Source organism: Asticcacaulis biprosthecium C19 (genome assembly GCF_000204015.1).
Classification (GTDB): domain Bacteria; phylum Pseudomonadota; class Alphaproteobacteria; order Caulobacterales; family Caulobacteraceae; genus Asticcacaulis; species Asticcacaulis biprosthecius.
In genome coordinates this window covers 17,965-33,239 of record NZ_GL883080.1, presented here as the reverse complement: position 1 = coordinate 33,239, position 15,275 = coordinate 17,965, and the positions used below count along the sequence as shown (strand labels likewise).

Annotated in this window: 1 protein-coding gene; it reads right to left on the bottom strand. The window is 63.5% G+C overall.

The window, feature by feature from the left end:
- Nucleotides 1-249 precede the first annotated feature (249 nt).
- On the bottom strand, nucleotides 250-14,991 hold the full coding sequence (locus ABI_RS18765; protein ID WP_040309736.1) for a beta strand repeat-containing protein: 14,742 nt from the start codon (nucleotides 14,989-14,991) through the stop codon (nucleotides 250-252).
- Nucleotides 14,992-15,275: the final 284 nt, after the last annotated feature.

Below are 15,275 nucleotides of genomic sequence, written 5' to 3'. Positions count from 1 at the left end.
GGCAAGGATCTGCGCGCACAAAAGCCCACCCGTCGACAGGCCCGTGATCGGACCCTATTTTTCAAGACGAAATACCAGCGCTATTTAGGCATTTTAACAAACGCTTAATATTTACAAATGCTGTAACCCAATCGATCCCGCATCCCCTGAACAGGGGAACGGCCACTGGATGCAGCCGGAATTGAATGAAAAAATGCCCGGCTACCTTTGGCAGCCGGGCATTCCGTGCAGAATCTTACGCTCGCCAAACTACCAGACGATATGTCCGAGAACGTCGGCTGTGTTGACACCTTGCAAGGTGATGACATTGCCGCCACCCAGGGTGATGACCGTATCCAGGCCGACCTGGGTCACCAGGCCAGTATTGGCGATACCGTGAGTGTAGGCGTTGATGTTGACACTGTCGCCATCGCTGCCGCTGAAGTCGGTCACCGTATCTGCGCGGCTGCCGGCTTCGAACAGGAAGATGTCCGCGCCCAGACCGCCAGTCAGGATGTCCGCCCCACCCTTGCCGTTCAGCGTATTGTTGCCGCCGTTGCCGATCAGGGTATTGACCTGGTTGTTGCCGGTGGCGTCGATATTGCCGGCCCCCGTCAATTGCAGGGTTTCGACAAAGCGGCCTGTGAGGTTGTAGCTGACGCTAGACAGGATCAAGTCGCTGCCTTCGCTGTTGTTTTCGACGACGTCGTCCGTGCTGTTCTGGACATAGTAGCTGTCGTTACCCAGGCCGCCGGTCAGGATGTTGATCCCGTCATTGCCGGTCAGGACGTTATTCAGCCCATTGCCGGTCGCCCGGATATTGGCAGTGCCCGTCAGGGTCAGGTTTTCGAGGTGATCGCCCAAGGTAAAGGTCGCCGACGACAGGACTGTGTCGGTGCCCTGGTTCAGCCCTTCGGTTACGATTTCAGACGACAGGTTGACGATGTAGGTGTCGTTGCCGTCGCCGCCGGCGAAGGTATCGTAGCCGGCGCCGCCATCCAACAGGTTGTTGCCGGCATTGCCGTTCAGCATGTTGGCCAGCGAGTTGCCCGTGCCGTCGATGTTCGCCGAGCCTGTCAGGGTCAGGGTCTCGACATGGCGTCCGTTCAAGTCGTAGCTGACCGATGAGACCACCAGGTCGTTGCCTTCACCCGAGACTTCGACGACGGTGTCGCCGACGGTCTGGATGTAATAGGTGTCGTCACCGGCGCCGCCCGTCAGGATATTGACCGCGATATTACCGGTCAGGCTGTTGTTCAGCCCGTTGCCCGTGCCGCTAACAGCGGCCAGGCCCGTCAGGACAAGGTTTTCGAGGTTGGCGCCCAGGGTGAAGGTCACCGAAGACCGCACGGTATCCGTACCTTCGTCGGCGTTTTCATTGACGACGTCGCCCGTCGTGTTGACCACGAAGGTGTCGTTGCCCGCTCCGCCGGCCATGGTGTCGTTGCCGGCGCCACCATCGACCAGGTTATGACCGGCGTTGCCGTTCAGGGCGTTGAACTGGCCGTTGCCGGTGGCGGTCAAATCGTCCGAACCTGTCAGGCTCAGGCGTTCAGCATAGCGGCCAACTAGGCTGTAGCTGACAGAGGCGACGATCAGGTCATTGCCTTCGCCATTGGCTTCGACGACAGTGTCCGTCGCGTTCTGGACCCAGAAGGTATCGTTGCCCAGGCCGCCCGTCAGGACGTTGACGCCAGTGTTGCCGGTGACGACGTTGTCGCCGGCGTTGCCTGTGCCATTGATATTGGCCGAACCGGTCAGGGTCAGGTTTTCGACATTGGTGCCCAGGTTGTAAGTGATCGAGGCTTCGACCGTATCGCTGCCCGCGTCTGCGGCTTCCACGACCGTATCGCTATCCGCGATGACATAGGTGTCGTTGCCGTCTCCACCGATCAGGGTGTCGATACCTGCACCACCGTCCAGGCTGTCGTGCCCGCCCAGCCCGCGCAACACTTCATCCAGACCGGAACCAGCCAGGCTGTCGTTTCCGCTGGTGCCCGCAATCAGGTGGTTCAGGGTCAAGCTGACCGTAGCGATATTGCCGTCTTCGAAGCCATCATTGGCGCGGAAGGTGAAGCTGTCGGTACCGTAGTAGCCAGCGTCCGGCGTGTAGGTGAAGGCGCCTGTCGCAGGATCGAAGGCGGTGACCGTGCCGTGTGCCGGACCGGCAACGATGGCGTACGTCAAGGTATCACCGTCACCATCGGTGGCCGTGACGGTGCCCGCCATAGCCTCGTCTTCGATGCCGCCGCCGATGGCTTGGTCGGCCGCAACCGGTGCCACTTGCAAGACAGCAGAGATCTCGAAGGTACCGTCGGCGAAGCGGATATATTCGACGCCGCTGACCGTTTCGGTGCCATCCGGACCATGGACGGTATAGACCCCGCCCGAGACCGTGACGTCATAGGCGCTGCGGGCGCCGCTGAAGGCCACGGTGTCGTTACCCAGCCCACCGGTGATCGTGTCGTCACCCGCACCGCCGGTCAGGACGTTATTGCCGCTGTTGCCAGTGATGATGTTGGCCAGGGCGTTGCCGGTGCCATTGATATGGCCGGGGCCTTGCAGGTTCAGGTTCTCGACGTTCACCGCCAGCACGTAGTCGGCCGCGTCGGACAGGACCAGGTCGGTGCCGGCGCTGCCGGCTTCCGTGATCAGGTCGCTATTGTCGTCGATGACATAGGTGTCGTCGCCGCTGCCGCCGATCAGGGTGTCGATTCCCGAGCCGCCATTGAGCACATCGCTGCCCGCGCCGCCCGTCAGGGAGTCGCCATCATCGTCACCGATCAGGGTGTCGTTGCCGTCGAGACCGGTCAGGCTATCCTGGCCACCGAAGCCGCGCAGGAAGTCATTGCCCGAGGTGCCGGTCTTGTCGTCGGCGATCGCGCTGCCGTCGATAATGATGCCGAAGTTCGACGCCGTTACATCAATCAACTGGTCGGCGAACTGCAGGTACTCGACGCCCGAGAAATGGTCGGTGCCTTCGTCCCCGTTCTCCGGGAAGTTGTCGACAATGATGTAGCCGCCGGCCTCGTCGGAGACGATCGTGTACTGGTCGCGCGGACCGGCGTAGACCGCCGTATCCGTGCCGTCGCCACCGGACAGAGTGTCGTTGCCGAAGCTGCCCGTCAGGACGTCACCGCCGTCACCGCCGGTGACGTCGTCGTTGCCCGAACCGGCTGAAACCGTGTCGTTGCCGAGCCCGCCCGATAGCGTGTCGTTGCCCGAACCGGCGCTGATCAGGTCATCACCTGCGTCGCCCGACAGGGTTCCGCTGCCCGAGAGGGTGTCGTTGTCGTCTCCGCCACTGCCGACGCCGGTGACCGTTATGTTGTCGTTGCCCGTGCCGCCATCGACTGTGCCGGTCCCGTTGAGCGCGTCATTGCCCGAACCGCCGTCCAGCCAGTTTGTGCCGGAGGTGTCGCTGAGCGTGTCGTTGCCGTCGTCGCCAGTCAGGGTGTCGTCGCCCGCACCGCCGCTGACCGTGTCGTCGCCGCTGCCGGCTTCGATCGTGTCGCTGCCGCCGCCGGCGTCGATGACGTCGCTGCCCGCATCGCCCCAGACATGGTCGTTGCCCAGGCCCGCCGTGATGGCGTCCGCGTCGTCGCCGCCCTCGATGATGTCGTTGCCGTCTGCACCGTCGATGCTGTCCGCGCCTTGCGCCCCTTCCAGCGTGTCATTGCCGAAACCGGCGGACAGGGTGTCGTTGCCGTCATAGCCCAGGACCAGGTCGTCACCGGCACCGGCCAGGACGATGTCATCACCGCTGAGGCCATCGACCGTGTCGTTGCCGTCGCCGGCCTCGATCCTGTCGTTGCCGCTGATGCCACCGCTGAGGCTGTCGTCGCCGTCGCCGGAGATGATGACATCATTGCCGCCGAGTCCGAGGATGGTGTCGCCACCCTCGCCACCGGTGATCAGGTCGTCATTCGCCGAACCCGTCAGCGCTTCCGAAGCTGTGGTGCCGTCGACGACATCGCCACCGGTCAAGGCGGCTTCGCCGTCGCCGAAGATCAGGTGCTCGACGCCCGTAATGGTATCGGTCACGCCATCGCTGAGGCGGATCAGCAGGTAATCGCCCTCATCGGCCACGAGAGCATAGCCTGCACGGCTGCCGGCGATGTTGACAGTATCATCGCCGTCACCGCCGTTGATGCTGTCGGCCGCGCTGCTGCCGTTGATGACGTCGTCGCCCGCGCCACCACCCAGGGTGCCGGAACCGGAGACGGTGTCGTTGCCGTCACCGCCGTCCAGCGAGCCCGTGCCCGAACCGGTCAGGACGTCGTCGCCATCGTCGCCGCGCAGGTCGCCCGTACCGCTGACAATGTCGTTGCCCCCACCGCCGGACAGCAGATTGTCGCCCTGGCTGTCAACCACCAGGTCGGCGCCCTCGCCGCCCAGGACCGTATCCGCGCCGGCATTGCCGTTCACAGTGTCGTTGCCGGCGCCGCCGTCCAGCAGGTCGTCCTGATCGCCGCCGGACAGGTTGTCATGGCCGTCGCCACCCAGCAGGTAATCTTCGCCGCCCCCGCCATTCAGCACGTCATTGTCGTCGCCGCCGTCGAGGCGGTCGTCTTCGTCGCCGCCATTGAGGAGGTCGTCGCCGGCTTCGCCATAGACCAGATCGGGCTCGGTACCGCCCTCGACGGTGTCGTTGCCGTCCTCGCCGTGAATTTCGTCACCACCGGCCAGGCCGGAGATCGAATCATTGCCCGCGCCGGCCCAAATGGTGTCGTCGCCCGAGCTGGCATCGTTAGAACCCGGCCGATCGGACGTCACATCGTCGCTGGAATGATCGCTGATGGTGTCGTTGCCGGTGCTGCCGGTATAAGTATAGCCGTAGTTCGGCACGCCCTGGTAATCGCCATCGGCAAAGACCAGTGTATAGACGCCGTACAGGGTGTCCTGGCCCTCCGGTGTGCCACCACGGTTGTCGGTGACGATGATGACGCCGCCGTCCTCGACGATGGTGTAGTCGTTGCGATTGCCGCTGAAGTGGGCAACATCGACTCCGCCGCCGCCATAGATCTTGTCGTTGCCACCTTCGGCGTAGAAGGCGTCGTTGCCGGCATTGCCGAACATGCGGTCATCGCCGCCACCGCCGTGGATGGTATCGTTGCCGTCACCGCCTTCGACGCGGTCGTAGCCATTACCGCCGTCCAGCAGGTCGTCGCCGTCGTCGCCCGCCAGGCTGTCGTCGTTCTCGCCGCCGCCTTGCGTATCGTTGCCGATGCCACCGCTCAGCGTATCATTGCCGTAGCCGCTGTTGAGCACGTCATCACCGGCCTCGCCGGAGACACTCTGGTCGGCGAAGTAGGGCCAGATTTCGGAGATGGTGTCGTTGCCATCACCGCCAAAGACCTGGGCCGCACCGGTCAATTCGATGGTATCGGCGCCGTCGTCGCCCGACAGGGTGCCGGAGCCGTGGATCAAATCATTGCCGGTGCCGCCGCTGATCGTGCCGTTGCCGTAGAGGGCATCAGCGCCGTCGCCGCCCGACAGGCTGTCCGTGCCACCATCGCCATAGACGGTGTCGTTGTCATCGCCGCCCAGTACAGTGTCGTTGCCATCACCGCCGCGGACCTGGTCTTCACCAGTGCCCGCGTCGACATGGTCGTCGCCGGCGTCGCCATAGACGACATCGTAGCCACTGCCGGCCAATACACTGTCATTGCCATCGCCACCACGGACGATGTCGTTGCCATTGCCGCCCGACACGGTGTCGTCCCCGCCCAGCCCGACCAGGCTGTCGTCGAGACCGCCGCCCGCCAGGCTGTTGCCATCGGCGTCACCGGTGTGGATTTCGCCGGCTGTGCCCGAATTGAGGGCCAGGTTCACGTCGGCAAAGGCTGCCGTTTCGACACCATCCAGGGCGTCTTCGCCTTCACCGGAGCGATTGGCGACGGTGAAATAGCCGCCGACACCATCCTGGATAACCGAGTAGTAGACGCGGTCGCCGTCATAGGCAGCCGTGTCGCTGCCCAGGCCGCCGGCCAGGCTGTCATTGCCGCCCGCGCCGACCAGCAGATCGTTGTCCTCACCACCATCGACCGAGTCGTCGCCCGTGCCACCGTTGACGGTGTCGTTGCCGGTGCCGCCCGACAAGCTGTCATCGCCGTGGTTGCCAGCGATGACGTCGTCGCCGGCGCCGCCGTCCAGGGTCTGCACGCCATCGGCGTAATAGGGATCCCAACCGGCCAGGGTATCGTTGCCTTCGCCGCCTTCGCCGGTGCCGCCATGGACGACATAAAGGGCATCATGGCCGCCATCGCCCTGGCCCAGGTTCCAGGCATAGATGATGTCATTGTCGGTGCCGCCGCTCAGCGCACCGTTGCCCCACAGGTAGTCGTTGCCGGCATCACCGGTCGCGGTGCCGTCGCCGCTGTTAGTGATATAGTCGGCGCCTTCGCCTCCGGCCAACTGGTTGGTGCCTGCGTCACCGGAAATGGTGTCGTTGCCGCCTTCGCCCGCCACAGTGTCGTTGCCCGTGCCGCCGATGAGGCTGTCATCGCCCAGACCGCCAGCGATGGTATCGCCGCCATGGTCGCCATCGACCGTGTCGTTGCCGTCTCCGGCCGTGACGCTGTCGGCGCCTTCACCGGCATAGATATGATCCTGGCCAGCGCCGCCGTTCAGGCTGTCATTGCCGCCATCGCCGTAAAGAACGTCATTGCCGTCGTTGCCCGACAGGCTGTCATCGCCCTGGTCGCCGATCAGGCGGTCATGGCCGCCGTTACCGGTGACCGTGTCGTTGCCGATGTCGCCGAAGATGATGTCGTCGCCCGAAGTGCCGTTCAGCACCAGGCCGACATTGCTGTAGGGCTGCACGGCCAGTTCGACATCGCTAAACACCAGGGCTTCGACACCGAACAGGGTGTCCGAACCATCGGGACCATTGACGACGATCTCGCCGGTGACAAAGCCATCGCCGTCGACGTCATAGGTGATGACGTAAGCGCCGCCGGTAATGGTGATGTGGCCCGCGACATTGTCGATGACGTAGCCGGCGATGTAGCCGCTGAAGTAGGCGCGGTCGGAGCCGGAACCGCCATAGATGACGTCGTTGCCACCACCACCGCTGAGGGTGTCGTTGTTCTGGCCGCCGATCAGGGTGTCGGCGCCGCTGGAGCCATAAAGCTGGTCTTCACCGAGGCCGCCATCGAGATAGTCGTCGGACGACTGGCCGTACAGTGTGTCGTGGCCTTCGCCGCCGCGACCGGTGCCACCGTTGACATAAACGGCGTCATGGCCTTCGCCGCCATCGGCGGTGCCTGACGACGCCACAACGGTGTCGTTGCCGGCATCGCCGAACAGTTGCCCAGTCCCGGAGAGGGAGTCGTTGCCGTCGCCGCCTGACAGGTTGCCATTGCCGTTGATCGTATCGTTGCCGAGGCCGCCGTCCAGCAGGTCGGTTCCGGCGCCACCACTGATAGTGTCGTTGCCGGCACCGCCCGAGACGGTGTCGTCGCCGTCGCCGCCGTTCAAGGTGTCGGCATCGCCGCCGCCGTCGACGACGTCATTGCCGTCACCCCCGAGGATCGTGTCCTCACCGGCATCGCCCGAGACGCTATCGTTGTCGGCACCGCCGTCCAGGACGTCGAAGCCGTCGCCGCCGATGACCGTATCGGCCCCACTGCCGGCGCTGACGATGTCTTGGCCAGCTCCGGCTGCGATGTCTTCTGCCGTCGCGCCGCCCATGATGCTGTCGTCGTAAGCACTGCCGGTCAGGGTGACATCGCCGCTGCCGGTGATAATGGTGCCGGTATTGCCGGCCGAGACCACCAGGTCGCTATCGGCAAAGCGGACAATTTCCACCGCCGTGAGGTGGTCGCTGCCATCCGTGCCGCGGTTGTTGACGGCGTAGTAGCCGCCGGCGCCATCGCGGATGACGCTGTAGAGGGCACGATTCCCCGACAGGCCGGTCACGTCCGTACCATCGCCGCCGTCGATGACGTCGTTACCCAGGCCGCCGGTCAGGGTGTCGTCATCGACGCCGCCGCTGAGGGTATCGTTATCGTCGCCGCCGCTCACCAGGTCGTTGCCGGCGCCGCCCGACAGGCTGTTGCTGCCGCTGTTGTCGCTGAGGGTGTCGTTACCTGCGTCGCCGCTCAGCGTATCATTGCCGTAGTAGCCGGTGATCTGGTCGTCGCCTTCGCCGCCCGCAGCGCTGTCATCGCCCCAGTTGGCCGCGATCGTGTCGCTGCCGGCACCGCCCAGCAAGGTCTGCGCGCCGTCGAATCCACCGGCACCATAGAGATAGTCACCGCCCTCGCCACCTTCGGCGGTCGCGCCGGCATAGGCAGCAATGGTGTCGGCCCCGGCCTCGCCCTTCAGGCTGCCGGTACCGGTGATCTGGTCGCCGCCAGCGCCGCCCTCCAGCGTACCGTTGCCGATCAGGACATCGCCGTCGTCGCCGCCCTGCAGCAGGTTGTTGCCGGCCCAGTCAGTCAGGCGGTCTTCGCCATTGCCACCGATCAGGGTGTCATTGCCGGCGCCGCCGTCCAGGCTGTCGCGATCGAAATCGGGATGGCCGTCGGTATTGCCGTCGGCATCATCGCTGTAACCACCGGCCGCGCCGTCGCTGCCATACAGCACGTCATTGCCCGTCGCCCCAAGCAGGGTGTCGTCGCCAGAGCCACCGATCAGGGTGTCGTTGCCATATTCGCCGTTCAGAACGTCATTGGCCAAACGTCCCAGCACAACGTCATGGCCTGATCCTGCCTCGACCTGGTCGCCGCCGGAACCGGCATCGATGGTGTCGCTGCCGGTCAGGTCCAGCGCGTTGAACGGCACGGGTCCCGGGATGACATCGTCAGCCCCAGTACCGATCACGACCACGCCAGCCGCCGGTGCGATCAGTTCGTACTCGCCATCGTCGAACATCAGCAGTTCGACTCCGGTCAGTTCGTCGCTGCCTTCGGGTGCGCCCGGCCGGTTGTCGGTGACCGTGGTGACGCCGCCCACCGTCGAAATGGTGTAATCCGAAGCATTGCCGGAATAGATGGCGACGTCGTAGCCACTGCCGCCGGCGATGGTGTCGTTGCCGTCCTGGGCGCTGTCACCCAACAGGATGTCGTTGCCGTCGCCGCCGTCCAGCAGGTCGGCACCTGCCATGCCCCGCAGCTTGTCGTCACCAGCCCCGCCATAGAGGGATTCCGCGCCCGCGCCGCCGTCGACGCTGTCGTTACCGGCATCGCCGTAGCCTTCGCCCGCCACCGTGACCTGGTCGTCGCCCTCGCCGCCGGACAAGGAGCCCGAACCGACCAAGGTGTCGCTGCCCGAACCGCCCGCCAGCGTGTTGTCGCCGGTCGTGTCGTTCACGTAATCGTTGCCGTCGCCGCCCGACGTCGAGTCGTCGCCGGCCTCGCCGTACAGTTGGTCCTGGCCGTCACCGCCATCGGCGGTGTCATTGCCATTGCCGCCGGCGAGATAGTCATTGCCGGTGCCGCCACTCAACTCGTCCTGGCCGGTTTCGCCATAGAGGGTGTCGTTACCCTCTGCGCCCGACAGGCTGTCTTCGCCGTAGCTGCCATAGATGATGTCGGCGCCGTCGCCGCCATCGGCCGAGTCGTTGCCGATACCGGCGGTGATGGTGTCGGCGCCTTCCAGGCCCGACAGGGTGTCGTCGCCGGACGTACCGGCCAGGGTTTCCGACACAGCCGTACCAGTGACGGGGCTGCCGGTGTTCAGCGGCGTGCTGACGATATCATCGTAGAAGCTGAGGATTTCGATTCCGGTCAGGGTCTTGGTGCCCCACGGCGAGCCGACGCGCAGGTCAGTGAGCGTGATGACGCCCGTGCCTTCGTCATAGCTGACGCTGAACTCGCTGCGGTAAGCGGCGATGACCAGGGTATCGCGCCCGTCGCCGCCGACGACGGTATCATTGCCGCCATAGACATGGACCGTATCGTCGCCGGTGCCGCCGTCGACCGAGTCGCTGGCGCCCGAGCTGTAGATCAGGTCGGCCCCGGCCCCGCCCAGCAGGGTGACGGCCTGGCCGGCATAGTAGGCGCTGAGTGTATCGTTGTCATCGCCGCCATCCAGCGTGCCCGCGCCGGTCAGGCTGTCGCTGCCCGCGCCGCCTGACATCGTGTTGACGCCGCTATAGTCTTCGACCGTGTCGTTGCCCATGCCGCCGGACAACGAGTCGTTGCCGCTCTCACCGTACAGCAGGTCGTTGTCGGCGCCGCCGTCGATCGTGTCGGCGCCATTGCCAGCGTAGACCGTGTCGTTGCCGCCGCCGCCTTCGACGCTGTCGTCGCCCTGATCGGCGGTGACGGAATCGTTGCCGCCCAGCGCCAGGATGATTTCACCGGCCGCGGTGCCGGCGATGGTTTCGCCGTCTTCGGTACCGTTGATGGTTTCGATCTCGTTGGTGACGTCCTGGTCGTCGAAGCGCAGAGTTTCGACGCCGGTGATGATCTTGGTCTCGCCCTCATAGGCGTTCCGTAGATCAACCAGGGTGACTGTGTCGCCAACGCGCTCCAGGGTGAAGTCAGCGCGATTGCCCGAAATGACGGCGATGTCGTTGCCAGCACCGCCGTCGACCGTATCGTTGCCGGTATCGGTGACCATGGTATCGTCGCCGGCGCCGCCGGTGATGATATCTTCATGGCTGCCGCCGGTAATCGAGTCGTTGCCCTCGCCGCCTTCCAGGGTGTTGGGCAGGGTCGTAATGGCCGAAGAGACGCCACCTTCACCAGAATTGCCGGAATGGCCGACCAGGGTATCGTTGCCGTCACCGCCGATCAGGTGGCTGCCCACTGCAGTATAGCCGCCCCAGTAATAGTAGTTGGTCTGGACATGGTCGTCGCCGTCGCCGCCGTCCAGCGTTCCTGCGCCATACAGGGTATCGTTGCCGGCATCCCCAGTAACGGAATTACCATCGCCGTAGCCAGCATCGATAAAGTCGGCGTCATCGCCGCCGCTGAGGGTATCATCGCCGTCCTCACCGTACAGGGTATCGGCGCCGGTTCCGCCGCTGATCGAATCGTCGCCCAGTTCACCATAGACCTGGTCATTGCCGCCGCCACCGGTGACGGTGTCGTGCGAACCGCCACCACTGACATAGTCTTCGCCCTCACCGGCGTCGACACTGTCCTCGCCGCCACCGGCATAGACCGTATCATTGCCATCGAACGCCGTGATGGTGTCGTCGGCTATGGTCCCGACCAGTTGCTCGGAATCAGCCGTACCGTCGATGACTTCACCGTCAAAAACGGCTTCTCCGTCATAGAACTGGATGACCTCGGCATTGGTGATGACGTCTGTCGCGCCGTTCATTCCCGAACGGTTGTCGGTGATGGTGACAACACCGGTCACGTCATCACGGTCCAGCGTGAAATACTCCATATAGGACTGGATGATGACGGAATCGAAGCCCAGACCGGCATCGATCGTATCATTGCCGTCACCGGAATAGATGGTGTCGTCGCCGGAGCCGGCTTCGATGACATTGTCGCCGTCGGCATTGGCGCCGCTGATATAGTCGTCGCCGTCGCCGCCCGACATCACATTGGCGCTGTCGGTGTTGTTCTCGTTGCCATACAGGCTGTCATTGCCCGCGCCACCGGTCAGGGTCGCGCCTAAGGTGCTCGAGGACGACCAGCCGTAATTGTCGAGATAATCGTTGCCCTCGCCGCCATCCAGCGCCCCCGCGCCGTACAGGCTGTCATTGCCGTCACCACCGGACATGCTGTTGTTGCCGCGGCCGCCGTACACATAGTCGTCGCCGCTGCCGCCCTCGGCCGTGTCGTTGCCGTTTTGAAGGTAAATATAGTCGTTATCGGCACCGCCCGAGATGCTGTTGTTACCATGACCGGCGTCGATATTGTCGGCGCCATCACCACCAAGGACCGTGTCGTCGCCGCTGCTGCCATAGAAGGTATCGTCGCCGGCGCCGGCATCGACGGAATCCGCGCCGCCATTGCCGTAAAGATAGTCGTTGCCCTCCAGCGCCGTGATCGTGTCGTTAGCACCGGTTCCGTTCAGGTTGTCGGCATCACTGGTCCCGACGAAGACCTTGCCTTCGCCGGTGATGGCGCGGTCATAGAAGGAGATGATCTCGACGCCGGTGATGGTGTCGGTGCCGGCATCCGACCATTCACGGGTGTCGGTAATCGTATAGCTGTCGGTCACGTCGTCATAGATAACGGCGAAATCGTCATAGTTGCCGTTCATGGAGATGGAATCCAGGCCCAGACCGCCGTCGATCGCGTCGTTGCCGTCACCGCCATAGATGGTGTCATCGCCGGAACCTGCGGTGATGATGTCGGCCTTATTGCCGCCCTGGATGCTGTCGTCGCCGGCTCCGCCATCGATCGTGTTGGCGCTGTCGGTATTGTAGGAGGTCGCCTGAATGTAGTCGTTGCCGTCGCCGCCACTGACGCTGTCGCCTGCGGCGTCCGAACCGTTGTAGCCATAGATGGTGTCGTCGCCGGCACCGGCATCGACCGCACCGTTACCGTTGATGTAATCGTTGCCGTCGCCGGTGGTCAGGTTACTGCGGCCCGAGCTGTAGACGGTATCGTCGCCCAGGCCGGTGTTGATCACGTCATCGCCATCCGAGGTCGAGATGTAGTCATTGCCTTCGCCGCCGGTCAGCGTATCGGCGCCGTTCCCCGCGTACAGAGCGTCGTTGCCGTCGCCACCGGAGATATCGTCGTCATAGTCCGCGCCAGTAAGGTAATCGTCACCCAGGCCACCGGTCAGCAGGTTTGCAGAGTCGCTGTTGTTCTCGCTGGCGTCGACGGTATCGTTGCCTTCGCCGCCGTCAATCGTGTCGCCGGCCGTGCCGTAGTTGGCGCTGTAAAGTGAATCGTCGCCGGCGCCGCCCGAGATGGAACCCGACGCGGTGACGTAGTCGTTTCCGCCCCCGGCATCGACCGCGCTGGCCCCCTCCTCGTCCGTGATGACGTCGTCGCCGTCGCCGCCGTTCAGGACATCCAGCCCGCTGCCGCCATTCAGCACATCGTTGCCGGCGCCACCGTCCAGGCTGTCGTCACCGCTTCCGGCACTGAGACTGTCGTTGCCAGCCAGACCACTCACGTCATCGTTGCCATCATAGCCATAGACGGTGTCGTTGAAGGCGCCGCCTGTCAGGGTATCGCTGCCGTTCGTGCCAATAATGGCAACGGGACCGTCGGCCGGATCGGGCGTGTAAAACTGAAGGGTCTCAATGCCGGTCAAGGTATCAATCCCGCCCGGTGCATTGTCGCGGTTGTCGGCGACATAGGTGTATACGACGCCTTCGATGGTTTCCTCGGACACCGCATAGTCGGATTCCAAGCCGTCGAAGCGTGCGACGTCCGTGCCGTCGCCACCCGCCAGACTGTCATTGCCGAGGCCGCCCGTCAGGGTATCGTCGCCCAGGCCGCCCGTCAGCGTGTCATTGCCTTCGCCGGCCGACAGGATATCGCCGGATTGGGTCCCCAGCAGGTCGTCGTGATAGCTCGTGCCCAGGAAGTTGAGCCCGCCCAGCAGGCTGAACGGGGTCGCGTTGATGATGAGTTCCGACTTTTGGGCGTAGTCGGTCGTCCCGCTCATTTCGTTGAGGAAATGCCCGACGAAATAGACGGAATCGCCGTCATTGCCGTAGTGCAGGATCAGACCGCTGTTCACATAGCCCAGGACGGCGTCATATTCGAACGTGCGTTCGGCCCAGATCGACGGCAGGGCGACCGCTACCGCGAAGGTCACAACGTCGGCATCGCCCGCCTCGTCCCCGCCAATCGTGTCTTGCCCGCCTGTGATGACGTAGGTGTCATTGCCAGCACCGCCCAGCATGTTGTCGCCGTCTAAGCCACCGGTCAGACTATCATTGCCGTCATGACCGAGCAGACTGCCGCCGCCGTCAAAGCCTTCGATCGTGTCATTGCCGTCAAAACCCTGCAGATCGTCGTAGGCTTCGCTGCCGCGGAAATGCCAGTCGGCCAGGTTCAGACCATAGGAGATGCCGCCGACAATCAGGGTGGTGACGGTATTGTAGTCCGTGGTGTCAGTGACGCGGTTGCGGAATTGCCCGATCAACTGGATGCTGTCGGTCTCACCGTAATGGATGATCAGGTCGTAGTAGCCATAGCCAAGCGAATTGTCGTAGTTGTAAGCGCGCTGGAATGAGATATCGCTGTAGTCGACATCGCCCGTGATCTCGACGACTTCGGTGTCGGCGCCACCGCCGTCCGACAGATGAACGCGGTCATGGCCGTCACCCGCTGCAAAGACATAACGGTCGCTGCCGGCCTCACCAAAAAGATCATCACTGTCGCCGCCGCCCGTCAGAGTGTCGTTACCGTCACCACCGTAAAGGTTGTCGTAGTCGCCGCCACCATCGATCTGGTCGTCACCGTCGCGCCCGCGCAGCGTGTCGTAACCCAGCAAGCCGCTCATGGTGTCGTCGCCGGAGGTCCCCTGCATGTTGTCAGACCAGTCATGGCCGGTCAGCGCCAGCCCACCCGTCAGGCTGTAGGTCTGGCCGCCAATAATCAGGCTCTGGATCTGGGGTGAGCCGGTCGTCCCCCAAACGTCATCATTGAATTGATTTTCAAGCACGATGACGTTTTCGTCGTCACCCTCACCGCCGTAGCGGATGATCAGGTTGACATAGCCGTAACCGAAACCAGGCGTATAGCCCTGGGCCAGTTCGAAAGTCACATCGTCAATCGAAACATCTCCAAGGATTTCGATGACATCATTGTCGCCGACGCTGCCTTCCGAGACGCGGATATAGTCCCAGTCCGTGCTGTCGCCGAAGGTGAAGACGAAGCGGTCGTCGCCCTCACCACCGTGCAGAACGTCTACGCCGACGCCGCCGACCAGGGTATCGTTGCCGGTGCCGCCATAGAGGTAATCGCCCCATTCACCGCCAACCAAGCTGTCGTTACCGCCATCGCCATGGAGGTAGTCGCGGTTTTCGCCGCCGGACAGGGTGTCATTGCCGTCATTGCCGTGGGCACTATCCTCACCGCCCGCGCCGGAAAAGGTGTCGTCGTTCTCGGTACCGATATAGTTGACCATGTCCGTTCCCACTGCAAAGCACGGCCGGACAAGGGTTTGCGCTAAAAGAAGCCCCTGGCCGCCGGTCGGTCCGTCCCCGGACCTTCATTTATGAAGACGCAATACCCGCCTTTTTTAATCGCTTTAACAAAGGCTTAATATTTACAAATGCTGTAATGGAAGGGTATTTGGCAACCCCTGAACAGGGGGTATGACAGGCCAGCGAAGGCCCGCTGTGCAGGTATCATTTGCAAGGATACAATCCGCAAGGGAACTCGTTTCCTGGCGGCGGGTGGTTTAGCCGG